At 68.1% G+C, this 24,319-nt stretch carries 19 protein-coding genes; 5 read left to right on the top strand and 14 right to left on the bottom strand.

Features of this window, described 5'->3' with window-relative positions:
* Positions 1-480 precede the first annotated feature (480 nt).
* Genes tyrS through AC5RU7_RS06745 form a run of 3 tightly spaced genes read right to left on the bottom strand, consistent with a single transcriptional unit; the run spans position 481 to position 4,817 of the window.
* The gene (gene tyrS / locus AC5RU7_RS06755; protein WP_494051613.1) at positions 481-1,794 is read right to left on the bottom strand and encodes a tyrosine--tRNA ligase; all 1,314 of its coding nucleotides are present in this window, start codon (positions 1,792-1,794) and stop codon (positions 481-483) included.
* 34 nt (positions 1,795-1,828) lie between these two features.
* On the bottom strand, positions 1,829-4,057 hold the full coding sequence (locus AC5RU7_RS06750) for a HelD family protein (protein ID WP_494051612.1): 2,229 nt from the start codon (positions 4,055-4,057) through the stop codon (positions 1,829-1,831).
* 52 nt (positions 4,058-4,109) lie between these two features.
* On the bottom strand, positions 4,110-4,817 hold the full coding sequence (locus tag AC5RU7_RS06745; RefSeq protein ID WP_494051611.1) for a DNA-3-methyladenine glycosylase: 708 nt from the start codon (positions 4,815-4,817) through the stop codon (positions 4,110-4,112).
* A gap of 112 nt (positions 4,818-4,929) precedes the next feature.
* Here AC5RU7_RS06745 and AC5RU7_RS06740 point away from each other — a divergent pair, with 112 nt between their 5' ends.
* Both AC5RU7_RS06740 and AC5RU7_RS06735 read left to right on the top strand, forming a co-directional pair.
* Positions 4,930-6,414 carry an AlkA N-terminal domain-containing protein gene (locus AC5RU7_RS06740; RefSeq protein ID WP_494051610.1) on the top strand — a complete coding sequence of 495 codons (1,485 nt, stop codon included), beginning with the start codon at positions 4,930-4,932 and terminating at the stop codon, positions 6,412-6,414.
* Positions 6,411-6,905: a methylated-DNA--[protein]-cysteine S-methyltransferase gene (locus tag AC5RU7_RS06735; protein WP_494051609.1), complete on the top strand. Its 495-nt coding sequence runs from the start codon at positions 6,411-6,413 to the stop codon at positions 6,903-6,905. Before AC5RU7_RS06740 ends, AC5RU7_RS06735 begins: the two co-directional genes overlap by 4 nt.
* An 18-nt stretch (positions 6,906-6,923) precedes the next feature.
* On the opposite strand, the gene AC5RU7_RS06730 is transcribed toward AC5RU7_RS06735, so the two are convergent.
* From AC5RU7_RS06730 to argC, 10 genes are all read right to left on the bottom strand, one after another.
* Positions 6,924-7,685 carry a maleylpyruvate isomerase family mycothiol-dependent enzyme gene (locus tag AC5RU7_RS06730; RefSeq protein WP_494051608.1) on the bottom strand — a complete coding sequence of 254 codons (762 nt, stop codon included), beginning with the start codon at positions 7,683-7,685 and terminating at the stop codon, positions 6,924-6,926.
* 10 nt (positions 7,686-7,695) lie between these two features.
* The gene (locus tag AC5RU7_RS06725; protein WP_494051607.1) at positions 7,696-8,232 is read right to left on the bottom strand and encodes a pyridoxine/pyridoxamine 5'-phosphate oxidase; all 537 of its coding nucleotides are present in this window, start codon (positions 8,230-8,232) and stop codon (positions 7,696-7,698) included.
* A gap of 147 nt (positions 8,233-8,379) precedes the next feature.
* On the bottom strand, positions 8,380-9,807 hold the full coding sequence (argH, locus tag AC5RU7_RS06720; protein ID WP_494051606.1) for an argininosuccinate lyase: 1,428 nt from the start codon (positions 9,805-9,807) through the stop codon (positions 8,380-8,382).
* A 5-nt stretch (positions 9,808-9,812) separates the two neighbouring features.
* Entirely contained in the window at positions 9,813-11,018 is a 1,206-nt protein-coding gene (locus AC5RU7_RS06715; protein ID WP_494051605.1) for an argininosuccinate synthase, read from the bottom strand.
* A 44-nt stretch (positions 11,019-11,062) separates the two neighbouring features.
* The gene (locus tag AC5RU7_RS06710; RefSeq protein ID WP_009359387.1) at positions 11,063-11,593 is read right to left on the bottom strand and encodes an arginine repressor; all 531 of its coding nucleotides are present in this window, start codon (positions 11,591-11,593) and stop codon (positions 11,063-11,065) included.
* Positions 11,593-12,594, bottom strand: a complete 1,002-nt coding sequence (gene argF, locus AC5RU7_RS06705; RefSeq protein WP_494010387.1) for an ornithine carbamoyltransferase — start codon at positions 12,592-12,594, stop codon at positions 11,593-11,595. Before argF ends, AC5RU7_RS06710 begins: the two co-directional genes overlap by 1 nt.
* On the bottom strand, positions 12,591-13,844 hold the full coding sequence (locus AC5RU7_RS06700; RefSeq protein ID WP_494010388.1) for an acetylornithine transaminase: 1,254 nt from the start codon (positions 13,842-13,844) through the stop codon (positions 12,591-12,593). The genes argF and AC5RU7_RS06700 overlap by 4 nt, the downstream gene beginning before the upstream one ends.
* Entirely contained in the window at positions 13,841-14,800 is a 960-nt protein-coding gene (argB, locus tag AC5RU7_RS06695) for an acetylglutamate kinase (protein WP_494051604.1), read from the bottom strand. Before argB ends, AC5RU7_RS06700 begins: the two co-directional genes overlap by 4 nt.
* Before the next feature lie 40 nt (positions 14,801-14,840).
* On the bottom strand, positions 14,841-16,007 hold the full coding sequence (argJ, locus tag AC5RU7_RS06690; protein ID WP_494051603.1) for a bifunctional glutamate N-acetyltransferase/amino-acid acetyltransferase ArgJ: 1,167 nt from the start codon (positions 16,005-16,007) through the stop codon (positions 14,841-14,843).
* On the bottom strand, positions 16,004-17,035 hold the full coding sequence (gene argC, locus AC5RU7_RS06685; protein ID WP_494051602.1) for an N-acetyl-gamma-glutamyl-phosphate reductase: 1,032 nt from the start codon (positions 17,033-17,035) through the stop codon (positions 16,004-16,006). Before argC ends, argJ begins: the two co-directional genes overlap by 4 nt.
* A gap of 133 nt (positions 17,036-17,168) precedes the next feature.
* On the opposite strand from argC, the gene AC5RU7_RS06680 reads away from it, so the two are divergent.
* The 3 genes from AC5RU7_RS06680 (at position 17,169) to AC5RU7_RS06670 (ending at position 23,592) form a co-directional block, all read left to right on the top strand.
* The gene (locus tag AC5RU7_RS06680) at positions 17,169-18,134 is read left to right on the top strand and encodes a quinone oxidoreductase family protein (RefSeq protein WP_494051601.1); all 966 of its coding nucleotides are present in this window, start codon (positions 17,169-17,171) and stop codon (positions 18,132-18,134) included.
* A gap of 179 nt (positions 18,135-18,313) precedes the next feature.
* Positions 18,314-22,201 (top strand): Pls/PosA family non-ribosomal peptide synthetase, encoded by a 3,888-nt coding sequence (locus AC5RU7_RS06675; RefSeq protein ID WP_494051625.1) that lies wholly within the window; start codon positions 18,314-18,316, stop codon positions 22,199-22,201.
* Positions 22,202-22,218: 17 nt separating this feature from the next.
* Positions 22,219-23,592 carry a M1 family metallopeptidase gene (locus AC5RU7_RS06670; protein WP_494051600.1) on the top strand — a complete coding sequence of 458 codons (1,374 nt, stop codon included), beginning with the start codon at positions 22,219-22,221 and terminating at the stop codon, positions 23,590-23,592.
* On the opposite strand, the gene AC5RU7_RS06665 is transcribed toward AC5RU7_RS06670, so the two are convergent.
* A complete protein-coding gene (locus tag AC5RU7_RS06665; protein ID WP_494051599.1) occupies positions 23,589-24,257 on the bottom strand; it encodes a 4'-phosphopantetheinyl transferase family protein in 669 nt (222 codons plus the stop codon). The genes AC5RU7_RS06670 and AC5RU7_RS06665 overlap by 4 nt on opposite strands.
* Between the last annotated feature and the right edge of the window lie 62 nt (positions 24,258-24,319).

The raw sequence follows: 24,319 nt of genomic DNA, 5'->3' as shown, positions 1-24,319 counted from the left end.
ACCAAAACCAGTGGAAATAACACCAGCAAAAGCTGCACAAATTTGAAACCAGCCAAAAACACCAAACCAATGCCACAGGGGCGGCACGATCCGGCACATTCAACCAATTACATACATAATCGGTATCAACAAACTTGGCACACTATTGAGTTCTCAAACAACAGACACATTCGAATATTCCCGAAACAAATTCAAAAAGAATTTCTATCTCGTATTTCTTCGCTGCGATGTTTCAATCTTATTCTTCCATATTCGCTTTTGCAAATCCGGATGTTTTCCCGGAATTCACTCGGCGAAGTGAATCCACCCAGCAAAAAGTGAAGCATTCCTACCATCAGAGCATTGCTCCGAGAAGAATCGCTTCTCATTAGTTGGGGGTTTGTCACCACTCAGCGGCGGCGACTCAGAAAACAATACACGCCCCTCCGCAGCCGTGCAAATCGACTGTGGAGGGGCGTGCAAAAGGGTCAGATGCCGTAGTTACGGGACCAGCACCTCAACCGTGGCCAGGTTCTTCTTGCCCCGGCGGAGCAGCAAGTACTGGCCGTGCAGGAGTTCATCCTCGGAAATCACGGCTTCCGGGTCCAGAACCTTTTCGTTGTTGACATACGCGCCACCTTCACCAACCGTGCGGCGGGCAGCGGACTTGCTCTCCGACAGCCCCGACGCCACCAGCAGGTCCACGATCCCGAGGGCATCCACCTGGACGGTGGCGGAGGGAAGCTCAGACGTGGCCGCCTGAAGCGTGGACTTGTCAAGGGCAGTGAGATCGCCGTTGCCGAACAGGGCGGCCGAAGCGGCGATGACTTTTTCAGTGGCTTCCACGCCATGCACCAGCGACGTGACTTCGTAAGCGAGCTTCCGCTGGCCCTCGCGGGCGAAGGGACGCTCCGCCACTGCCACTGCGATCTCTTCGATCTCGGCGCGGGTCAGGAAGGTGAAGACCTTCAGCCTGTCCACAACGTCTGCATCCGCAGTGTTGAGCCAGAACTGGTAGAACGCGTACGGGCTGCACATGCCGGCGTCAAGCCAGATGGCGTTGCCTTCGCTCTTGCCGAACTTGCTTCCGTCGGAGTTGGTGATCAGCGGGGTACCCAGGGCGTGGACGCTCTTGCCCTCCACCTTGCGGATCAGTTCGGTTCCGCTGGTCAGGTTTCCCCATTGGTCGGAGCCCCCGGTCTGCAGGACACAGCCGTAGGCGCGGTACAGCTCCAGGTAGTCCATGCCCTGCAGGATCTGGTAGCTGAACTCGGTGTAGCTGATGCCCTCGTCGGAGTTGAGCCGCGAGGCAACGGCATCCTTGCGGAGCATGGTGCCCACCCGGAAGTGCTTGCCTACTTCCCGCAGGAAATCGATGGCGGTCAGCGGCGCCGTCCAGTCAAGGTTGTTTACCATCCGCGCAGCGTTGTCGCCCTCGAAGCTCAGGAACCGGCGGACCTGCGCCTGGAGGTAACCCACCCACTCCGTAACTGTTTCCTTGGTGTTCAGGGTGCGCTCGGCGGTGGGCCGGGGATCACCGATCAGGCCGGTGGAGCCGCCAACGAGTCCCAGCGGCTTGTGCCCCGCCAGCTGCAGCCGCCGCATGAGGAGCAGCTGGACCAGGTTGCCCAGGTGCAGGCTCGGTGCAGTCGGATCGAAACCGCAATAGTAAGTGACCGGGACGCCGGCGAGGAGCTTTTCAAGCTCGGCTTCGTCGGTGGAGACGTGGACCAGGCCACGCCACTTCAGCTCCTGCCAGATGTTGGCAAAAGAGGGGTCGTTGTGTTGCGATTCGAGGCTGTTGATGTCTGGCACGCCTTCTAAGGTAGCAGTATCCGGGGACGCCGGATCAGCGGACGATACCGGCCGGAACCGGTTCGGAGGCGATCAGCCGCAGCCGCTGAGTGGCGCGGGTCATCGCCACGTAGAGGTCACCCACCTTGCCGTGTTCGTGGTTGAGCATCTTTGCCGGTTCCAGGACCACCACGCCGTCGAACTCAAGGCCCTTGGCTTCGCGGGGGCTGATGATCACGATGTCCTGTTCGTAGCTGCCCGCGCCCGTGCCGATACGGCGCCCGTAGGCCGCGCGCAGGGCTGCCGTGGCCTGGGGCAGGAGGGGTCCGTCGGCGATCACGGCGAGCAGGCCGCCGTCGAGCGCTTCCAGCTCCTCCGGCAGGACCTCCACAAGCCGGTCCACCAGGGCGCCGGGGATAACCTCGTCGATGACGGGTGACCAGCGCCCCTCCCGCACGGCCTTGGGGGCGGACACCACCAGGCCCGCCGCGTTTGCCATCCGGACGGCGGCTTCGGCGATCTGGGAGGGCGTGCGGTAGTTGACCGTCAGCTCCTCCAGCTGCCACCGGTCACCGAACATCGGCGCCAGCGCGCCCTGCCAGGAATTGGCGCCGGCAACGGAACTGGTCTGGGCAATATCGCCCACGATGGTGAAGGACTTCAGGGGGCAGCGGCGGACCAGGAGCCGCCACTGCATGGGGGAAAGCTCCTGCGCCTCGTCCACCACAATGTGCCCGAAGGCCCAGGTGCGGTCGCTGGTGGCACGCTCGGCAGCGCTGAGCCGTGCCTCCCGTTCCTGGTTCTGCTCCATCAGGTCTTCGGCGGTCATCAGGGCGTCAACGCCGGCGGTTTCCATGTTGACGAGCGTTTGCTTGGCGTTGGCGAGATCCCGGGCACGGTCATGCTCCTGCTGCGCCAGCCCGCGGCCGGCGGCGGCGTCAAGTTCACCCAGCAGTTCGGCAGCCTCATCCAGCAGCGGAACGTCGGACTCCGTCCAGGGGGCGTCAGCCGGCCGCAGGAGCAGCGCGCGCTGCGCGGGCGAAAGGTTGGGGGTGCAGAATTCCAGGATGGCCGGCTTGCTGAACAGGTCGGACATCAGCTTTTCGGGGGTCATTGGCATCCAGCACAGGTTCAGGGCGATGCGGACATCCCGGGCCGTACGGACATCCTCTGCAAGGTAGGAGCGGTCCGCGTTGTTGCCGATGTTCCCGGCCTCGACCAGTTCGGTCATCTGCTCCGTCAGTTCACGCAGCAGGATCTTAACGAACGTTACGCGTGCCTCGTTGTACGGCTTGCCGGTGGCACGGGCCTTCTCCCGGGCGCGGCGGACCTGCCGGGGCGTCAGCACCAGCTTCCGGCCGTCCACTTCCAGCGTCCTGTTGTGGGCAGGAACCCGCTGGCGGTTGGAGACGGCGTTGGCCACGATTTCTGCCATGTCCAGGCGGCCCTTGAGGGCAGCAACATCGGCGTCCTGCTCCGGCACGGCATGGATGCCGGGCATGAGGCGGCCAAGGCTGGCCATGACCACGCCGGTCTCACCCAGCGAGGGCAGCACGCGTTCGATGTACTTCATGAACGACGACGACGGGCCCACCAGGAGCACGCCTGCACTCTTGAGCCGGTCGCGGTGGGTGTACAGCAGGTAGGCGGCGCGGTGCAGGGCGACGGCGGTCTTGCCTGTGCCAGGTCCGCCCTGGACCACCAGCGCGCCGGAGATGGAGGACCGGATGATGCGGTCCTGCTCGGACTGGATGGTGCTGACGATGTCCGACATCCGGCCCGTGCGCTTGGAATTCAGGGCGGCGAGCAGGGCGCCTTCACCCTGCAGCGACTCATTGTCCGCGAGCATCCCGGCATCGAGGACGTCGTCTTCGATGGCCTTGACTTCGCGGCCCTGCAGGATCAGGTGCCGGCGGCGGCGCACGCCCTGCCGGTCGAACGCGGTGGCCTGGTAGAAGTGCCCGGCCTCGGGCGCGCGCCAGTCAACCATCAGGCGCTGCAGGTCCTCGGTGGTGAGGCCGATGCGGCCGATGTACTGCGCTTCGCCGGAGTCCAGGTCCAGGCGGCCGAAGACCAGCCGGTCATCCACCGCGTCCAGCTGCGCCAGGCGGTCCTCGTACAGTGCGGCGAACGCATCGCGCTCGGAAACATTCTGCATGGTGCCCACTGCCCCGGCCCGGCGGACCTGCGCGAGCTGCCGGCGCTTTTCCTCGCGGAGCTCTTCCAGCCGGGCATACAGGCCCGCTACATACTCCCGTTCGTGGGCCAAATCGGCGTCAAGCATTCAACGTTCCCCTATCGCAAAAGACAGACCTACCATTCTACAACCATTTCCGTTAACGCTGATGAAACGCGGACCGGGGCGGTTGCGCTGATGGACCCATGGTGGCCGGGGGTTTCCGGACCCGGGGTTTGGCGGGCTTGTACCTGGAGACAGTGGGGTCCCCGGTGATCCAGAAGCGCCAGGCGTACTCGTCCGAGCCGCCCGCCCCGGCCACCCCCACCCGCGGGCCTGAACTTACCTGGGGAGGCGGCCCCGGCGGAAGTACCAGCCCGAAGGGCGGGGCAAGCGCGTCACGTCCGCTGTCCGCCGTCGTCAGTCCCAGGGCCTTGGCCAGCCGGGCCGGGCCGCTGGCGAGGTCGGCGGGGCTCCTGGACGTGGTTCGCCGCCGCCGGGCCAGTTCGAGGCCGTCCACGATTTCGCCTGCCCGCAGCAGCAGCGCGGAGGCAACCCCCTCCGGCCCGCAGACGATGTTGGTGCAGTGGTGCATTCCGTAGGTGAAATAGACGTACAGGTGTCCGGCGGGGCCGAACATCGGCGCGTTGCGGGGCGTAGGGCCGCGGTACGTGTGGGAGCCCGGGTCCGGGTGGAGCGAATCCTCCGGTCCCAGGTAGGCCTCCACTTCCGTGAGGCGGACGGACACCGGACCTTCGCGCGACTCGTGCGTGAGGACGGCGCCCAGCAGCAGCGGGGCCAGCTCGCGGGCATCGCCCGAGAGGATCTCCCGCAGCGGCGGACGGGCCGGCACAGGGTTTTCACTCATGGCCAGACCTTACCCGCATCCGCCGGTTTCACCCGCGGCGCGGCAGCGGAGCCGCCACGGCCATGTCCGATTTCCGCTAGCAGGGGCCTCCGGTGGCTGGCAGGATGGAGTCATGGACTTCTGGCAGCGCTACCGGGCAATCGACGCCCGGGACACCCGTTTCGACGGGCAGTTCTACACTGCGGTCCGGACCACGGGGATCTACTGCCGCCCCTCCTGCCCGGCCCGCACCCCCAAAGCCGCCAACGTCACGTTCTACGAAACCTCGGCTGCGGCCCATGACGCCGGTTACCGGGCCTGTAAACGGTGCCTTCCCGAGGCCGTCCCCGGCACGCCGGCCTGGAACCTCCGCCAGGACGTCGCGGGCCGGGCCATGCGGCTGATCAATGACGGCGTGATCAACAGGGACGGCGTGGAGGGGCTTGCTGCCCGGCTGGGCTACTCGTCGCGCCAGCTCAACCGGATCCTCACCCATGAACTGGGCGCCGGGCCGTTGTCCCTGGCCAGGGCCGGACGGGCCCAGACCGCCCGCACCCTGCTGGTCTCCACGCCAATGAAGCTTGCCGACGTCGCCTTCGCCGCCGGCTTCAGCAGCGTCCGGCAATTCAACGAGACCATGCTTGACGTGTTCGCCATGACCCCCACTGCCCTTCGGCACACCGGGCGGCATGCACACACGGCAGGAGCTGCCACGGTACTGACCCTCAGCCTCCCCTACCGCAAGCCCTTCGATCCCGGCATCTTCACATTCCTGGCGGTCCGCGCCATCCCGGGCATCGAGGCAGGCACGCCAACCTCCTATGCCCGGACTCTCCGGCTGCCCCACGGCGACGCCCGCTTCAGGATTGATTACGACGCCGGCGCGCGGGGACGGCCGCTGACCCTCACCATCGGCGCGGCGGACCTGCGCGACCTGCCCGCGCTGCTGAGCCGCGTCCGGCGCCTGTTCGACCTGGACGCCGATCCGGAAGCCATCGACGACGCCCTGTCCTCGGACAGCCGGCTGGCCGCGTCAGTGGCGGAAGCCCCGGGCATCCGCATGCCCGGCGCCCTGGATCCACAGGAGCTCCTGGTGCGGGCCATGGTGGGGCAGCAGATTACCGTCGCCGCGGCCCGCACGGCGCTGACGCAGCTCTCTGCTGCCGGCAGCCCCAGCAGTGTTCCGGGCGATGGCCTTGACCGTCTCTTCCCCACGTCCGCCCAGATTGCCGAGGCCGGACATTTGCTGCGCGGGCCCCGACGCCGGACGGAATCGCTGCTTTCTGCTGCCGCCGCCATGGCGGAAGGACTAGTTGACCCCGGTTATGGCGATGACCTGGCCGGCCTCGCGGCCAAGCTGCTGCCGCTGCCCGGCGTGGGACCCTGGACTGTGGGCTACGCGGCGATGCGGATCCTGGGCGCCCCCGACGTCTTCCTCGCCAACGACGCTGCCGTCCGGAACGGGATCCGGGCCCTTTCGGCGGGCGGCGCCGGCCTGGCCCCGGACTTCCGGGAAGTCAGCCCCTGGCGTTCCTACGCCACCATGCACTTGTGGCGCGCCGCCGCCGCACCCAAAGCCCCCGCCGCCAGCGGCACTTCCAGGAAAGCGATGCCATGACCGCCCAACTGCTGACAATGTCCACCCCGGACGGCCCCTTCACCATCATTGCGCGGGAGGGACTGGTCCTGGCGTCAGGCTGGACCGCCGACCCCCGCGAACTGACCGGCCAGGTCCATCCCGTACTGCGCCCCGACGCCGTCCAGTCCGTCGCCGCGCTGGGTGACATCTCGGGGGCTGTGGAGGCCTTTTACGACGGCGACCCCGCGCCGGCCATGGCAGTGCCGGTCCTGCAGCGCTCCGGTCCGTTCCGGGCCCACGCCTGGGACGTCCTCCGGCAGGTCAAGCCCGGCCACCCCGTGACGTACACGGAATACGCGGCCCTGGCAGGCAACGCCAAGGCAGTCCGCGCGGCCGCCAGCGCGTGCGCATTCAATGCCGCCGCCTTGTTCGTGCCCTGCCATCGGGTGATCCGGACTGACGGCACCCTGGGCGGCTTCCGCTGGGGCCTGCGCGTGAAGGAGAGCCTGCTGGCCCGCGAAGCGGCCTGACGGGACAGTACAGGGGGACTACTTCGGCGCCGGGGTTCCGGCTGGCCAGGGCAGCAGCTCAGGCAGGTCCGTCCCGTCGGCTGCAGCGGAGGCACGCAGGCTGCCGAGTGATGGCTCCCGGCCTGCCAGCCATGCGGCGATGTCCGTAAGCATCCCGCTGATAACGGTGGACCGGTTGCCGCTGCCGATGCTGACGGGCGGCAGGCCAAGCGGCTGCAGCACCAGCTTGTCCTCCGGCCGCACCCTGGCGGCGAGGAAGTCGAAGAGGTGCTCGCAGAACGCCCGGCTCCAGGTTTCCGGCCCCCTGCCCGTCTGCAGGTCTGACGTATGGATGACGAGTTCGCGCCAGAGCGCCAGGCCGCCGTCCAGTACCACTCCCCCGCGGTACGAAATCGGGGCCCACCATCCGGTGCGGTTGGCCGAGGAATCCTTGACGCCCGGCAGCGCATCGAAGGCCCTGAGGACCCGCTGCAGTGCCGCAGTTAAGTCTGCGAGGTGGGTGGCGGCGTCGTGCCCCGCGGCCATCTCGATGGCTTTGTTCCGGCCGTCCATGCCGCCGTCGTACAGCTCTATTGTTTCGTCGCGGGCTGCGTACTCGAGTTGCCGGGCCATGGCGTTGGAGATCCCGGTGAGATGGGCGAGGACATGTCCCCGCGTCCAGCCCGGCAGTGCCGAGGAAGCCCGGACGTCTTGGTCGCTGAACTTTGCGGCGTCTGCGGCAACGTCACCCGCGGCCTTATGGAGGTCTGCGAGCAGGTCATCGGGTGCGGGAGAGGCCATGGCGCTCATCCTAACCCTCAGGAGCTCCGTCCGGACCCAGCCGGTGCCGGACATGTTCACCGTCGCTGCTCCCCTGCCAGAACTCGAACTCCGTGGGCTGGACCGCGTACAGCTGCCAGTTGGGATTGGTGCTGCCGTCGGCGCGCGGACGTTCCGCCCAGTCGCGGGCGGAGGCCTCGGCGGAGAGCCGGACCACCGGCCCGGCCACGCGGACCTGGCGTCCCAGGGAGGCCCAGTAGAAGTTCATGGCGGCCTGCGGGACGATGTCCAGTTCCTGTCCCTTGCGGGAGGTGCGGGAGGTGGCGAAATGCCAGCCGTCGCCGTCGATGTTCTTCAGGATCAGCATGCGTGAGGACGGCTGCTGCCCGGCACTGACCGTGGCCAGGCTGAAGGCGTGGGGCTGCTGCTCCCCCGCGTCCAGCGCCTCGTCCAGCCACTGCTTGAACAGCTCCACTGGGTTCCGCGCAGCGCCGGCCGGATCAAAGCTGGGAAGGTCGGCCGGGAAGTCGGGCAGGGTGCGGAGGAACTTCCGGAAGGTTTCGCTCATGACGCCATGCTAGCGGCGGGTCCATGCCTGGACGGCACAACGCTCTCTCAGTTGCTACATGAAAATGGCCAACGCTCTCTCACTTTCTTAGCGAAGGTGAGAGAGCGCTGGCCAGAAAGGCGCATCAAGTGAGAGAGCGTCGGGTTGTTACCCTGCGTACTCCCGGACCGCGGCGAGTTCGCCTTCAAGGGCTGCCAGCTGGCGTTCGACGGCGGCCGGCGCCGTTCCGCCCTGGGAGTTGCGGCTGTTCAGCGACCCCTCCGTGGACAGGACCGTCCGGACCTCAGGAGTGAGGTGAGCCGAGATGGCCGCATACTCGTCGTCGGTCAGGTCCCACAGCTCGACGCCGCGGGACTCTGCCTGCTTGACCGCCGCACCGGACAGCTCATGCGCTTCACGGAACGGGACGCCCTGCCGGACCAGCCATTCGGCGATGTCCGTGGCCAGCGCAAAGCCCTGAGGTGCCAGCGACTCCATCCGCTCCCGGTTGAAGGTCAGCGTGGCGAGCATGCCGGAGACGGCCGGGAGCAGGAGCTCCAGCGTGTCAGCGGCGTCGAACACCGGTTCCTTGTCCTCCTGCAGGTCGCGGTTGTACGCGAGCGGCAGGCCCTTGAGGGTGGCAAGGAGCCCGGTCAGGTTGCCGATCAGGCGCCCCGCCTTGCCGCGGGCCAGCTCGGCCACGTCCGGGTTCTTCTTCTGCGGCATGATCGAGGACCCCGTGGAGTACGAGTCATGCAGCGTGACGAAGGAGAACTCCTTGGTGGCCCAGAAGATCACTTCTTCCGAGATCCGGGACAGGTCCACGCCGATCATGGAGCACACCCAGGCGAACTCGGCGAAAACATCGCGGGACGCCGTGCCGTCGATGGAGTTGTGGACCGCGGAGTAGAAGCCCAGGTCCGCAGCCACCGCCTCGGGATCGAGCCCCAGCGAGGACCCGGCCAGAGCACCTGACCCGTACGGGGAAACACCGGCCCGCTTGTCCCAGTCCTGGAGCCGCTGCACGTCGCGCAGCAGGGCCCAGGCATGGGCCAGCAGATGGTGGCTGAGCAGGACGGGCTGGGCGTGCTGCAGGTGGGTGCGCCCCGGCATGGCCACGCCCTGGTGGGCTTTGGCCTGGTCCACCAGCGCGTCAACGGTGTCCAGCACGCCGCGGGCGATGATCCGGGCGTGGTCGCGCAGGAACATCCGGCCCAGGGTTGCCACCTGGTCGTTGCGGGACCGGCCGGCGCGCAGCTTGCCGCCCAGCTGCGGACCCGCCCGCTCGATCAGGCCGCGTTCCAGGGAACCGTGGACGTCCTCGTCGGACTCCGCCGGCAGGTAGGCGCCGGAAGCCACGTCCTCGTCCAACTGCGTCAGGGCGGCGAGCATGCCGTCCAGCTCGCCATCGTCCAGCAGGCCGGCCTTGTGCAGCACGCGGGCATGCGCCTTGGAACCGGCGATGTCGTAGCGGGCCAGCCGCCAGTCGAAGTGCGTGGACTTGCTCAGGGCGGCGAGGGCGTCCGCGGGGCCGCCGGCGAACCGGCCGCCCCACAAGGCTCCCGCATTTGTAGCTTCCGTCTTGGGCTCAGCCACGTGGGCTACTTTCCTGCGACCCGGATGTCGCGGCCGGAGGCCACCTTGGCGGACATGCCCCACAACTCGATGAAGCCGCGGGCCATGGACTGGTCAAAGGTGTCGCCGGTGTCGTAGGTGGCCAGGTTGAAGTCGTACAGGGAGGTGTCGGAGCGGCGGCCGTTCACGATGGCCTGGCCGCCGTGCAGGGTCATGCGGATGTCGCCGGAGACGTACTTCTGGGTGTCATCGATGAAGGCGTCCAGGGAGCGCTTCAGCGGGGAGAACCACTGGCCGTCGTAGACCAGTTCGGCCCAGCGCTGGCCCACGGTGGCCTTGAAGCGGGCCTGCTCACGCTCGATGGTGATGTCCTCAAGGTGCTTGTGCGCGGTGATCAGGGCCATGGCGCCGGGGGCCTCGTAGATTTCGCGGGACTTGATGCCCACCAGGCGGTCCTCGACGACGTCGATGCGGCCCACGCCCTGGGCGCCGGCCCGGCGGTTGAGTTCCTTGATGGCCTGCAGCGGGGTGACCCGGGCGCCGTCGATCGCTACCGGCACGCCGGCTTCGAAGGAGATGATGACCTCATCGGGTGCCGGCGGGAACTCCGGCGTGGCGGTGTAGTCGTAGATGTCCTTGGTGGGGGCGTTCCAGATGTCCTCGAGGTAGCCGGTTTCCACGGCGCGGCCCCAGACGTTCTGGTCGATGGAGTACGGGTTCTTCTTGGTGGTCTCGATGGGCAGTCCCTTTTCCTCGGCGAAGGCGATGGCCTTGTCCCGGGTGAGGGCGAGGTCGCGGACCGGTGCGATGCACTTCAGGTCCGGGCCGAGGGTCTGGATGCCCACTTCGAAGCGGACCTGGTCGTTGCCCTTGCCGGTGCAGCCGTGGGCAACGGTGGTGGCGCCGAATTCGCGGGCGGCCTTCACCAGGTGCTTGACGATCACCGGGCGGGAGATGGCGGACACCAGCGGGTAGTGGCCCTGGTAGAGGGCGTTGGCCTTCAGGGTGGGGACGCAGTATTCGTTGGCGAACTCATCGGACGCGTCTGCCACGTAGGCTTCGACGGCGCCGCAGCCAAGGGCGCGCTGGCGGATGGTTTCGAGCGACTCGCCGCCCTGTCCGACGTCGACTGCCACGGCGATGACCTCGGCGCCGGTGGCTTCACCGATCCAGCCGATGGCTACGGATGTGTCCAGGCCGCCTGAGTAGGCGAGCACAATGCGTTCAGTCACTTCACATGCTCCTTAGTGGGGGGTGTTTGATGTTGTCTTCAAGCTTATTGCCCGGCTTCCTCGGCCAGCTGCAGGAAGCGGGCTGCGAGGTCGGGGCCGCCCAGCGGATCCCGGGACACCAGCAGCACGGTGTCGTCGCCGGCGATGGTCCCCAGGATGGCGGGCATGACCGAATGGTCGATGGCCAGGGCCAGGAAGTTCGCGGCCCCCGGAGGGGTCCGGAGCACCACGATGTTGGCCGACGCTTCCGCCGTCACCAGCAGCTCGCTGCACAGCCGGGCGAGCCGGGCGTCCAGGATTTCCTGGCTCACGCCGGTCTTGGCGGCACGCTCGCCCCCCTCGCCGGGGACGGCGTACACCAGGGCGCCCTCCTTGCCACGGACCCGCACGGCCCCGAGTTCCACGAGGTCCCGGGACAGCGTGGCCTGGGTGACCTGCACGCCGTCGTCCGCGAGCAGTGCGGCGAGCTCCGCCTGGGAACGCACCGACTGGTTGGTCAGGATGGCGGTGATGCGTGCCTGCCGCGCAGTCTTTGTGGCCGGGCTGGAGCCCGGGGACACGGGCTGGGCGGACACTAGAACGTGCTCTCCCCGGTACCTTCAACCGGCGAAAGGCCGTCAACGAAGGCAAGGCCGGAGCGGTGCATCAGCCAGGCCATCAGCGCTTTCTGGGCGTGCAGCCGGTTTTCCGCCTCGTCCCAGACGATCGACTGCGGGCCGTCGATGACGCCCGCCGAGATCTCGTAGCCCCGGTACGCGGGCAGGCAGTGAAGCACGACGGCGTCATCCGCGGCGAGTTTCATGGCTTCCTCATCCACGGAGTACTCCCGGAACAGCTGCAGCCGCGCTTCCTTTTCCGCCTCCTGGCCCATGGACACCCAGGTGTCGGTGGCCACGACGTCGGCGCCCTGGAGTGCTTTGGCGGCGTCGGTGGTGATCAGCACCGAGCCACCCGTCTCTGCGGCACGTTCCTCGGCGGCGGCCACGATGTCCGCGGCGGGCAGGTAGCCTTCCGGGCCGGCGATCCGGACGTGCATGCCGGCGGTGACCCCGGCCAGCAGGTAGGAGTTGGCCATGTTGTTGGCGGCGTCGCCCAGGTAGCTCATGGTGAGGCCGTTGAGCTCCCCCTTGTGCTCCTTCACGGCCAGGAGGTCTGCCAGCAGTTGGCAGGGGTGGTAGTCGTCGCAAAGTGCGTTGATGACCGGGACGCTGGAATTTTCCGCCATGGCCACCAGGCCGGCATGCGCGCCTGTGCGCCACACGATGGTGGAGACCATGCGCTCCAGGACCTTCGCGGTGTCCTCCACGGATTCCTTGTGGCCGATCTGGGCCTCACCGGGGTTGATGATCAGGGCATTGCCGCCCATGTCAGCAATGCCGGTGGCGAAAGAGACCCGTGTGCGGGTGGAGGTCTTGTCGAAGATGACGGCAACGGTCTTGCGCCCGCTGCTCTCTGCCGCGAAGGGCTGGACGCTGTAGGGCGCCGCCTTCATGCGCGCGGCAAGCTCCAGGACCTCCGCCTGTTCGGCGGGGGTCAGGTCCGTGTCCTTGAGGAAGTGCCGGGTTGCGGGAGTCACTGGGCGTCCTTAGCTGTCTGGAGGATTGCCGGGAAAGCGGCGAGGAACGAGTCGGCCTGGGCCGTGGTGAGGACCAGCGGGGGCGCCAGGCGGATGGTGCGCGGGCCGGGGCTGTTGACGATGAAGCCGGCGTCCAGGGCAGCCTGCACCACGGCGGGCGCGACGTCGGCGTCCAGGTCGAAGCCGATCAGCAGGCCGGCGCCCCGTACTTCGGTGACGCCCGGCAGCGCCGCCAGCGCGGAACGGAGGTGCTCCCCCACCGCGGTGGCGTTGGCCAGGACGTTCTGGCTTTCGATCGCGTGCAGCGTGGCGAGGGCGGCCGCCGTCGCCACCGGGTTCCCGCCGAAGGTGGTGCCATGCTGGCCGGCGGACAACAGCGACGACGTCTGCTCACCCATGGTCACCAGGGCGCCAATGGGGAAGCCGCCGCCCAGGCCCTTGGCCAGCGTGATGGCATCCGGGACGATTCCCGCCTCTTCGCTGGCGAACCACTTGCCGGTCCGGCCGATGCCGGTCTGGACCTCATCCAGGATCAGCAGCGCGCCCACCCTGGCAGTCAGCTCCCGCGCCGCCCGGAGGTACTCCGCCGAAAGCGGCCGTACTCCCGCCTCACCCTGGATGGGCTCGAGGAAGACTGCCGCGACGGTTTCGTCCACGGCGGCTTTGAGCGCCTCGATGTCGCCGAACGGGATGTGCTCCACGCCGCCGGGCAGCGGTTCGAACGGAGCCCGGTAGGCTTCCTTGGCGGTCAGGGCAAGTGCGCCCATGGTCCGGCCATGGAAGGCTCCCTCGAGGGCGATGATTTTGGTCCGCTGCACGCTGCCGCCACCCAAGTTGCGGCGGGCAAGCTTGAACGCTGCCTCGTTCGCCTCGGTGCCGGAATTGGTAAAGAACACCTTGGACCCGGCGGGCGCGTTGGCCAGCGCCAGGAGCTTTTCGGCCAGTGCGATCTGGGTGGGGCTGGTGAAGAAGTTGGAGACGTGGCCCAGGGTGGAGAGCTGGCTGGCGATGACCGACGTGACGAACGGGTGCGCATGGCCCAGTGCGTTGACGGCGATCCCGCCGAGCAGGTCAAGGTACTCCTTGCCGTCGGCGTCCCACACCAGGCAGCCGGCACCGCGGACCAGGACACGCTGCGGGGCGCCGAACACTCCCATGAGTGAGGACGAATAGCGCGACAGCCATTCGGAGCCGGCATGGCCGGTGGTTTCCACGAGTTCGGTCACTGGTGACTTTTCCATCGTATTCATCCGTTGATCTCCTCGTCCGGAACAACCTGGGTGCCGATTCCGGCGGTGGTGAATGTTTCAAGAAGCATTGAATGGGGCAACCGGCCGTCCACGATGTGCGCCCGTTCCACGCCCTCGTCAATGGCCTTGAGGCAGGCGGCCATCTTGGGGATCATGCCCGATTCGAGCTTGGGCAGCATGTCCCGCAGTTCGGAAGCCGTGAGGGAGGAGATCAGCGACGACTTGTCCGGCCAGTTGGCGTACAGGCCCTCGACGTCGGTGAGGATGACCAGCTTGGACGCGCCCAGGGCCGAGGCAACGGCCGCCGCCGCGGTGTCCGCGTTGACGTTCAGCACCTGTCCGGTGGGCTGGAACCTGGCGGCACCTGCGACGCCGTCACCGCCGTCGACGATTTCCGGGGCCACGGTGGAGATCACGGGGATGCGGCCGGCGTCGAGGATGTCCACCACGCCGGCGGGGTCGACGCCCACCACCTCGCCCACCAGGCCCAGGTCCACCTCTTCGCCGTCAACCACTGTCCCGGTCCGCACGGCGCGCAGCAGGCCGCCGTCTTCACCGGACATGCCCACGGCGTAGGGGCCGTGGGAGTTGATGAGCCCCACCAGTTCGCGGCCCACCTGTCCGGTGAGGACCATCCGGACCACGTCCATGGCCTCCGGCGTGGTGACGCGCAGGCCGCCCTTGAACTCTGATTCGATGCCCAGCCGGCCCAGCATGGAGTTGATCTGGGGCCCGCCGCCGTGAACCACCACCGGATGGATGCCCACATGGTGGAGGAACACGATGTCCTCGGCGAACGCGCGGCGGAGTTCGTCATTGACCATGGCGTTGCCGCCGTACTTGATCACCATGGTGGTGCCGGCGAAGCGCTGGATCCAGGGCAGCGCCTCGATAAGGGTGGCGGCCTTGGCCTGGGCGTCGGACATGCTGGTGGTCTCGCGCGTCTGGGTGTTCATGCTGTCTCTTCCGCGGGGATCGGCGATGGCTGAAACGGTGCTAGCTGGAGTAGGCGCTGTTCTCGTGCACGTAGTCGTGGGTGAGGTCATTGGTCCAGATGGTCGCTTCTGCGTCACCGGCCTGCAGGTCGATTTCCACCAGGACCTCGCGCGGCTCCAGGTTCACCAGGCTCCGGTCGTCGCCGATGCTGCCGTTGCGGCAGATCTGGATGCCGTTCATGGCCACGTTGAGCTGGTCCGGCTCGAACGCTGCGTCCGTGGTGCCCACCGCTGAGAGCACGCGCCCCCAGTTGGGGTCCTTGCCGAAGATGGCGGCCTTGAAGAGGTTGGACCGGGCCACGGAGCGGCTGACGGTCTCGGCGTCGGTTTCACTGGCAGCGTTGAAGGTCCGGATGGCGATGTCGTGGCTGGCGCCTTCGGCGTCTGCGATGAGTTTCCGTGCCAGCTCGGCGCAGACCTTGGTCAGGCCTGCGGTGAAGACCTCGGCGGCCGGAACTGCTCCGGACGCTCCGGAGGACAGCAGGACAACGGTGTCGTTGGTGGACATGCAGCCATCGGAATCGGCGCGGTCAAAGGTGACCCGGGTGGAGTCCCTGAGGGCCAGGTCGAGCAGTTCCGGTTGCACAGCTGCGTCGGTGGTCAGCACCACCAGCATGGTGGCAAGGCCGGGGGCCAGCATGCCCGCGCCCTTGGCGATGCCGCCGATGCTGAATTCCTGCCCGTCCGCGTCAGTGCCGATGAACAGCGCTGACTTGGGGACAGAATCGGTGGTCATGATGGCCTCGCCGGCTTCCGGTCCGCCGTCGGTGCTGAGGGCAGCGGCAGCGGCCTCAACACCGGGCAGGATCTTGTCCATGGGCAACTGCTCGCCGATCAGGCCGGTGGAGCAGACAAAAACGTCGGTGGCCGAAATTCCCAGGACTTCGGCTGCCTTCTCGGCGGTGCTGTGGGTGTTCTGGAAACCGGTGGGCCCAGTGCAGGCGTTGGCACCGCCGGAGTTCAGCACCACGGCATCCACCCGGCCATCGGCGACCACCTGGCGGGACCAGTGGACGGGAGCGGCAGCCACCCGGTTGCTGGTGAACACGGCTGCGGCGGCCTTGGACGGGCCGTCATTGACCACCAGCGCGAGGTCCGGCTTGCCGGAAGCCTTGAGTCCGGCGGTGACGCCGGCGGCGCGGAATCCCTGGGGCGTGGTGACGGTCACGGGGCTACTCCCTGCAGGTCAAGGCCGGCGGTTTCCTGCAGGCCGAGTGCGATGTTCATGGACTGGACAGCGCCACCGGCAGTGCCCTTGGTGAGGTTGTCGATGGCGCAGGTGGCGATGACGCGGCCGGTGTGGCCGTCGAAGGCCAGCTGCATGGCGGCGTGGTTCGATCCCTGCACACTCTTGGTGCCGGGCCACTGGCCCTCGGGCAGCAGGTGCACGAACGGCTCGTCGTCGTAGGCGTCGGCCCAGGCCTGCCGGAGCTGCTCTGCCGTGATGCCGGGCTTCACCTTGGCTGTTGCGGTGGTGAGGATGCCCCTGCTCATGGGTGCCAGCGTGGGCGTGAAGGACACAGTGACCTGTTCGCCCGCGGCATTGGACAGTCCCTGCTCTATCTCCGGAGTGTGGCGGTGCCCGCCGCCTACGCCGTAGGGGCTCATGGAGCCCATCACTTCGGCGCCGATGAGGTTGACCTTTGCGGCCTTGCCCGCACCGGAGGTGCCGGACGCGGACACGATGACGACGTCGTCGGGCTGCAGCAAACCGGCGGCGAACCCGGGCGTCAGCGCCAGCAGGGCCGACGTCGGGTAGCAGCCGGGCACTGCAATCCGCGTGGCGCCCTTGAGCGCCTCGCGCTGGCCGGGGAGCTCGGGAAGGCCGTACGGCCATGTGCCCGCGTGGGCGGAGCCGTAGAACTTTTCCCACGCGGCCGGGTCCTGCAGGCGGTGGTCGGCACCGGCGTCGATCACCACCGTCCCTTCCGGCAGCTGGGCGGCGATTTCGGCGGAAGCGCCGTGCGGCAGGGCGAGGAAGACGACGTCGTGGCCGGACAGGTTGTCCACCGTGGTGTCTTCCAGGATTCGGTTGGCGAGCCCGTGCAGGTGCGGCTGCAATTCGCCTAAGCGCGAGCCCGCGTTGCTGTGCGCCGTGATCGCGCCGATGGTGACGTCCGGGTGTCCGGCCAGGAGTCGGAGGACTTCTCCCCCGGCGTAACCGCTGGCGCCCGACACTGCAACAGAAATAGTCATGCCCCCGACTATACAACAATAGTTATGCATTAGAGCCGATATTTATGCATTACCTTGCTTCCCCGCTTCGGGGTATCCCTAGGATGGTGACAGCATCGGGAGCCGGAAGCGCCGGCTCCTGGAAAGGGGAGCAATGACGCACGCAATCGTCGCACGGCAGGCAGGCGGACCGGAAGTCCTCGTCTACGAGGAAGCGGAACCCCCCGTGCCGGGTCCCCGGCAGCTGCTGGTGAAGGTGCGGGCGGCAGGCGTCAATTTCATCGACACGTATAAGCGCAGCGGCACCTACAAGGTCCCGTTCCCCTTCACCCCGGGATCGGAAGCCGCAGGAACGGTGGAGGCAGTGGGTGAAGGGGTTACCGCCTTCTCCGTTGGCGACCGGGTAGCCACTGCCGAGGGATTCGACTGCTATGCGGACTACATGCTGGTGGCCGAGGATACCGCCTTGCCCGTTCCCCGCGGTCTGGACGATTTCACGGCGGCAGCACTTCCCCTGCAGGGGATGACGGCGCACTTCCTGATGAATTCCACCTTCAAGGTGGAGCCCGGGCACACCGTCCTGCTGCATGCCGGCGCAGGCGGCGTGGGGCTGTTCCTGATCCAGCTGCTGAAGGCCAGGGGCGCAGAAGTGGTCACCACCGTCTCCAGCGAGGAAAAGGAGCAGCTTGCACGGGGGGCCGGCGCTGACCATGTGGTGCGGTACGACCGGTTCGCACAGCACGTCAGGGACATCACCGGCGGCAGGGGCGCAGACGTGGTGTACGACGGCGTGGGAAAGGACACCTTCGACGGCTCCCTCGACGCCCTTCGGGTGCGCGGCACGCTGGTGCTCTTCGGCGCAGCCTCCGGCCCCGTTCCTCCCGTTGACCCGCAACGGCTCAATTCCGGCGGATCCCTGTTCCTCACCAGGCCCACCATCGCCCACCATCTGAGGGATGCTGCCGAGCGGCGCTGGCGCTCGGACGAGATCTTCGCAGCTGCGGCTGACGGAAGTCTGAAGGTCCGGGTCGGTGCCCGCTATCCGCTGTCCCAGGCGGCACAGGCCCATCGGGACCTGGAGGGCCGGCGCACCACGGGCAAGGTGCTCCTGGTTCCGTAGCCGCCGCTCCGCAGTGGCCCACGGCACCTGCTGAATGAACAAGAGGTGATCGGCCGGACCGCAGGAACGCCGAGTTTGGCCGGCGGGTACATCTTCTGTTCATCTGGTACAGGCAAAATGCCCCAGTGACTCAGCAGCAGGTCCCCCTTGAGGATGTCCCTTCCACGTATCCGCCCCAGATGCCGGGGTCCCTGGCCGCTCCCCCGGCCCGGACGCTGATCGACATCCTGCAGGACACTGCGGCCCGCTACCCGGAGGCATCCGCCCTGGACGACGGCCGCCGCCCGCTCAGTTACGCCCAGCTGATGGCTGAAGTCCGGGCTGCGGCCCGGCGGCTCCACCAGGCCGGCCTCGGCGCCGGGGACAAGATTGGCGTGCGGATCCCGTCGGGGACCAACGAGCTGTATGTTGCCATCCTCGCGGTGCTCCTGGTGGGCGCGGCCTACGTACCCGTGGATGCGGACGATCCGGAGGAGCGCGCCCGCCTGGTCTTCGGGGAAGCCAGGGTGGCCGGTGTCCTGGAAGCCGGTGGCGTGCTCCGCGGCGTGGACCTCGTGCCCGCCGGCCGTACGGCACCGTTTGCCGGTGCCCGGCCGCCTGCCCCCGACGACGACGCCTGGGTCATCTTCACCTCCGGATCCACCGGCACGCCGAAGGGCGTTGCCGTCAGCCACCGCTCGGCAGCAGCCTTTGTGGATGCCGAGGCAAGGATCTTCCTGCGGGATGAACCCCTCGGCCCCCAGGACCGGGTCCTGGCCGGACTCTCGGTGGCCTTCGACGCGTCCTGCGAGGAGATGTGGCTTGCCTGGCGCCACGGGGCATGCCTGGTCCCCGCACCCCGGGCGCTGGTGCGCACCGGCATGGACCTCGGCCCGTGGCTGATCAACCACGGGATCACCGCCGTCTCAACCGTTCCCACGCTTGCGGCACTTTGGCCCGCCGAATCGCTTGAGAACGTCCGACTGCTGATTTTCGGCGGGGAGGCCTGCCCGCCGGAGTTGGCCGGGCGCGTTGCGGTGGAGGGCCGGGAGGTCTGGAACACGTACGGCCCCACGGAAGCAACCGTGGTAGCCTGCGCCGCCCCGCTGGGCGGTCCGGGACCTGTCCGGATCGGCCTGCCACTCGACGGCTGGGACCTGGCCGTCGTCGACCCGGACGCCGTGCCGGTGGCCGAGGGCGAAGTGGGGGAGCTGATTATTGGCGGCGTGGGGCTGGCCCGCTACCTCGACCCCGCCAAGGACGCAGAGAAATACGCGCCGATGCCGAGCCTGGGCTGGGAGCGTGCCTACCGTTCCGGGGACCTGGTCCGGTTTGAGCAGGCGGGCCTGGTCTTCCAGGGCCGGGCCGACGAGCAGGTGAAGCTCGGCGGCCGCAGGATTGAGCTGGGCGAGGTTGATGCGGCGCTGCAGGCCCTTCCCGGCGTTGCCGGCGCTGCCGCCGCCGTCCAGACCACCGCAGCCGGAAACCAGATCCTGGTGGGCTACCTTGCCCCGGTTTCGGGGCAGGACCTCGACCTGGCCGCTGCCCGCGGGCAGCTGGCCGCCACCCTGCCGGCAGCGCTGGTTCCGATGCTCGCGGTGGTGGACTCGCTGCCCACCAAAACCAGCGGCAAAGTGGACCGCCATGCCCTGCCTTGGCCCCTGCCCGGCGCGGGCGCCGCTGAGGCGGACGCCGCGCCGCTGAACCTGCCCGAAGACGCTGCCTGGATCGTGGAGCAGTGGAGCGCCGTCCTGGGTAGCCCTGTGACCTCCCTCGACGCCGACTTCTTCGCCTACGGCGGCGGTTCGCTCTCCGCAGCCCAGCTGGTATCGGCGCTGCGCGTGCGGTACCCGACCATCACCGTGGCGGACATCTACGCCACCCCCCGCATCGGCGCCCTGGTGGAGGCAGCCCGGCTGTCCCTTCCGGACGGCGCCACCGCCCCCGCACCCGACCGCCAGGTCCGGCCCACCGCACGGAAGTCCCAGGTTTTCCAGACCCTGATGGGCGTACCGCTGCATGTGCTGGTGGGGATGCGCTGGCTGACTTTCCTCATGGCCGGCAACAACATCCTTGCCGCGCTGGCCGGGTTCACCGCGGCAGCCACGGTCTCCTGGTGGTGGGTGGCGGCTTCCTGGCTGGTCTTTGTCAGCCCTCCCGGCCGGATGCTGATCTCGGTGGCCGCTGCCAGGTTCCTGCTTCGAGGCGTCAAACCCGGAACCTATCCGCGCTCGGGGCGGGTTCACCTGCGCCTCTGGCTGGCCGAGCAGATCCAGGACCTGTCCGGCGCCATCAGCCTGGCCAGCGCACCGTGGATCCCCTCCTACGCGCGGGCACTGGGAGCCCGGATCGGCAGGGACGTCCAGCTCCACTCGCTGCCGCCCGTCACAGGCCTGCTGTCCCTGGGCAGCGGCGCCAACGTCGAGCCCGAGGTTGACCTGTCCGGCTGGTGGATCGACGGCGACAACGTGCACATCGGTGCCATCCGGATCGGCGCCGGGGCCACGTTGGGCGCGCGCAGCACCCTGATGCCCGGTGCCTCCATCGGAGCGGGCGCCCAGGTGGAGGCCGGTTCCGCCGTGCTCGGCAAGGTGAAGGCAGGCCATCTGGTGGCCGGGTCCCCCGCGCAGCGGCGCGGCAAGGCCAAGCGGTCACTGCCTGATGCCCCTGCCCGGACCCCGCTTCAGGCCAGGCTGTGGTCCGCCGGGTTCGCCGGCGCATCCGCCTGCCTGGCGGTTCTCCCCTATCTTTCCGCTGCCGCCGCCGTGGGCGTGGCGTATCTGTTCATCCAGGGCAGCACATCGCTCTCGGCTGCGCTGCCGCAGCTGGCCCTGGCGTTGCCGTTGTGCGCCCTGGCCTGGTTCCTCAGCAACGCCCTGCTGGTCCTGGCAACAACCCGGCTCCTGAGCATAGGCCTCACCGAGGGCTACCACCGGGTCCGCAGCCGCGTGGGCTGGCAGGTCTGGGCCACGGAAAGGGTGCTGGACATGGCGCGGGACCTGCTGTTCCCCCTCTACGCCAGCCTTTTCACCCCTGTGTGGCTGCGCTTGCTGGGAGCGAAGATCGGCCGGAACGTGGAAGCGTCCACGGTGCTGCTGATCCCCTCGATGACGACCGTTGGCGAGGGGGCCTTCCTGGCGGATGACACCATGGTGGCCTCGTACGAGCTTGACGGCGGCTGGCTGCGGGTGGCGCCGGCCAAGATCGGCAAACGCTCCTTCCTGGGCAACTCGGGCATGACCGCTGCCGGGCGGAGCGTGCCCAAGAACTCGCTGGTGGCGGTCCTGTCCGCCACCCCGGCAAAGGCAAAGTCCGGCACGTCATGGCTGGGCAGCCCCCCGGTCCGGCTGCGCCGAACCGCCATCGCCTCGGACGATACCCGCACCTACCAGCCGCCGCTCCGGCTGAAGGTGGCGCGCGCCCTGTGGGAGCTCTGCAGGTTTGTCCCGGTGATGCTCTCGGTAGCGATTGCCGCCGGCATCATCCTGGCCTTTGACCAGCTGGCCACGGCGTTCAACTACGGGGTGGCCGCCCTCCTCAGCGGCGTGGTCATGCTCCTGGCCGGTGCGGTGGCGGCCGGGGCGGCCGTCCTTGCCAAGTGGGTACTGGTGGGCCGGATCCAGGCCGGCGAACACCCACTGTGGAGTTCCTTCATCTGGCGCAACGAGGTGGTGGACACCTTCATCGAAATGGTCAGCGCGCCGTGGTTCGCCCGCGCCGCCACGGGTACCCCCGCACTGGTCTGGTGGCTGCGTGCCCTTGGCGCCAAAATCGGCGCGGGCACCTGGTGCGAAAGCTACTGGCTGCCGGAAGCCGACCTGGTGACCCTCGGCCGGAACGCCACCGTCAACCGTGGCTGCGTGGTGCAGACCCACCTCTTCCACGACCGCGTGATGAGCATGGACGCTGTTACGCTCGAGGACGGGGCAACCATGGGCCCGCACGGGGTGATCCTTCCGCAAGCCGCTATTGGGGCCGGCGGCACTGTGGGCCCGGCATCGCTGGTGATGCGCGGCGAAACAGTACCGGCCGGGACGTACTGGATGGGCAACCCGGTCAGTCCCTGGAGCGGTCCCGCACAGCGTTGAACAACCCAAAGGTATTGATGAGTTTTCCAGCAGGAGCCGGCGGAAGCGTCCCGGCAGCCACCCTTCCCGCGGTTCCCGACCCCTACCTGCCCGGGGCGGGAAGCAACGCCTACCGGGTTGAACGCTACGAACTGGAGCTTGACTACAAAGTCAGCAGCAACCGGCTCAGCGGCCGGGCGGTGCTGTACGGCGTTGTCCAGGCGCCGGCGTCGGCCATTGTCCTGGACCTGGCCGGCAACCTGCGTGCCACCAAGGTGCAGCTGGACGGGCGGAAGGCGGGGCGCTTCAGCCAGCGCGCCGGCCAGCTGGTGGTGGCCGGGCAAGCCGGTCTGCGGCCCGGGCAGCGCTTCACGCTGGATATCCGCTACGAGGGCAACCCGGCACCCCGGCGGGGACTCTGGGGCGAGGTGGGCTGGGAGGAGCTATCCGACGGCGTCCTCGTGGCGGGCCAGCCCAACGGAGCTCCCTCCTGGTTCCCGTGCAACGACCACCCCCGGAACAAGGCCAGCTACCGGTTCACGGTCACTACGGACGCGAATTACCGGGCGGTCTGCAACGGCATCTTCCAGTCCCGGACCACGCGCTCCAGCCGTGAGACCTGGGTCTACGAGCAGGCGGAGCCGATGGCCAGCTACCTTGCCACCGTGCAGATCGGCCGGTACGGGCTGCTCGAACTGGACCCGGGCGGGGCCGGTTCCACCGTGCCGCAACTCGTGGCCGTTGCCCCGGACCTCGCAGACAAGGCACGGGCAGGACTTGCCCTGCAGCCGGCCATGATGCGTTCCTTTGCCCGTTGCTTCGGCCCTTACCCGTTCCCCGGCTACACCGTGGTGGTGACGGAGGACGAACTGGAAATCCCGCTGGAGGCGCAGGGCCTGTCCATCCTGGGCCCGAACCACCTGGACCCGGACTGGGAGTCGCAGAGGCTGATTGCGCACGAACTCTCGCACCAGTGGTTTGGAAACTCGCTGACGACGGCAACCTGGCAGGACATCTGGCTGCACGAGGGCTTTGCCTGCTATGCCGAGTGGATCTGGTCGGAGGAAGCGGGCATCATGCCGTCGGCTGCGCGGGCTGAAGCCGCCTGGCACCGGCTGCGGGCGGACGCGCAGGACATCCTGGTGGGTGATCCGGGCCCGGAGCACATGTTCGATGACCGGGTATACAAGCGGGGGGCGCTGGCAGTGCACGCCGTCCGGATGGCGTGCGGGGACCTCGCGTTCTTTGCCCTGCTGCAGGAATGGACCGCTGCGCACCGGTACGGGTCGGTTGGCACGCCCGACTTCATCCTCGCGGTCAACCGGGCCACGGCAGTCGACGCGGAGGCGCTGCTGCACCCGTGGCTCTACGAAGAACCACTGCCGCCGCTGCCGCTGGCCAGGGTTTCCTAGCCTGACAGTGCGACGGCGGCCGCCAGGTTCGCAGGCAGGCCGGTTTCAGCGCAGGGCAGGTCCCGAACCCCGGCACGCGCCAGGACATCGACATCGGACGGCGCCCTCCGCAGTCCTTCCCCGGTCATTTTCAGCCAGGCTTCCTTGCGGGCCCACAGGCGGGCCCGCTCCGTGAGCAGGGCAGTTCCGGAAAGGTGCCGCACTGCCCACTGCTCGTCGGGGGTAAGCGCCAGCGCCGCAAAGCCGGCAAAGCCGGTCCGTGCGGGCTCCTCGATATCCACGCCCAGCCGGAATGCGGGCGCAGCATCGATTATGGCAACGAGCAGGGTCCACCCGGCAGCCCGGGAGGCACTGAACGCCACAGGTGCCGGAACGCCGTCGAGCAGGTAGCCCGGCCGCCCGTGGCTGACGTCCGGTCCAGTGCCGCAGGCAGGACAGCTGTAACTGGCGGCCAGGCGTTCGGGGCCCATCCCCAGGAGGCCAGCCACGAACAGCCGCTGCTCAAGCCGCCCGGCCAGGAAGCGGTCCCGCGCCTCCGGTTCCATGGCCCGGGCGCGCGCCAGTTCAGGGCCATCCAGGACCGCTTCGGCGTCCCGTCGGACCCGTTCGGTTTCCCCGGGCACAGCAAAGGGCGGGACGGCACGCACCACTAGATCCGGAGCCATGCCGCCCCGCCCCTGAAAAGCCGCCTGTGCAAGGCTGCCCTGCTGAGAGACTGCCCTGGCCG

Source organism: Arthrobacter sp. K410C (assembly GCF_059090105.1).
The sequence above is the reverse complement of the archived record's forward strand: the minus strand, read 5'-3'. Positions and strand labels throughout refer to the sequence as shown.

Bases quoted from the DNA above. Each gene is read 5' to 3' on its own strand.
- AC5RU7_RS06750 (WP_494051612.1), bottom strand. From the start codon at position 4,057: ATGCTTGACGCCGATTTGGCCCACGAACGGGAGTATGTAGCGGGCCTG.
- AC5RU7_RS06745 (WP_494051611.1), bottom strand. From the start codon at position 4,817: ATGAGTGAAAACCCTGTGCCGGCCCGTCCGCCGCTGCGGGAGATCCTC.
- AC5RU7_RS06740 (WP_494051610.1), top strand. From the start codon at position 4,930: ATGGACTTCTGGCAGCGCTACCGGGCAATCGACGCCCGGGACACCCGT.
- AC5RU7_RS06735 (WP_494051609.1), top strand. From the start codon at position 6,411: ATGACCGCCCAACTGCTGACAATGTCCACCCCGGACGGCCCCTTCACC.
- AC5RU7_RS06730 (WP_494051608.1), bottom strand. From the start codon at position 7,685: ATGGCCTCTCCCGCACCCGATGACCTGCTCGCAGACCTCCATAAGGCC.
- AC5RU7_RS06725 (WP_494051607.1), bottom strand. From the start codon at position 8,232: ATGAGCGAAACCTTCCGGAAGTTCCTCCGCACCCTGCCCGACTTCCCG.
- AC5RU7_RS06700 (WP_494010388.1), bottom strand. From the start codon at position 13,844: ATGAATACGATGGAAAAGTCACCAGTGACCGAACTCGTGGAAACCACC.
- argB (WP_494051604.1), bottom strand. From the start codon at position 14,800: ATGAACACCCAGACGCGCGAGACCACCAGCATGTCCGACGCCCAGGCC.
- argC (WP_494051602.1), bottom strand. From the start codon at position 17,035: ATGACTATTTCTGTTGCAGTGTCGGGCGCCAGCGGTTACGCCGGGGGA.
- AC5RU7_RS06680 (WP_494051601.1), top strand. From the start codon at position 17,169: ATGACGCACGCAATCGTCGCACGGCAGGCAGGCGGACCGGAAGTCCTC.
- AC5RU7_RS06675 (WP_494051625.1), top strand. From the start codon at position 18,314: ATGCCGGGGTCCCTGGCCGCTCCCCCGGCCCGGACGCTGATCGACATC.
- AC5RU7_RS06670 (WP_494051600.1), top strand. From the start codon at position 22,219: ATGAGTTTTCCAGCAGGAGCCGGCGGAAGCGTCCCGGCAGCCACCCTT.
- AC5RU7_RS06665 (WP_494051599.1), bottom strand. From the start codon at position 24,257: ATGGCTCCGGATCTAGTGGTGCGTGCCGTCCCGCCCTTTGCTGTGCCC.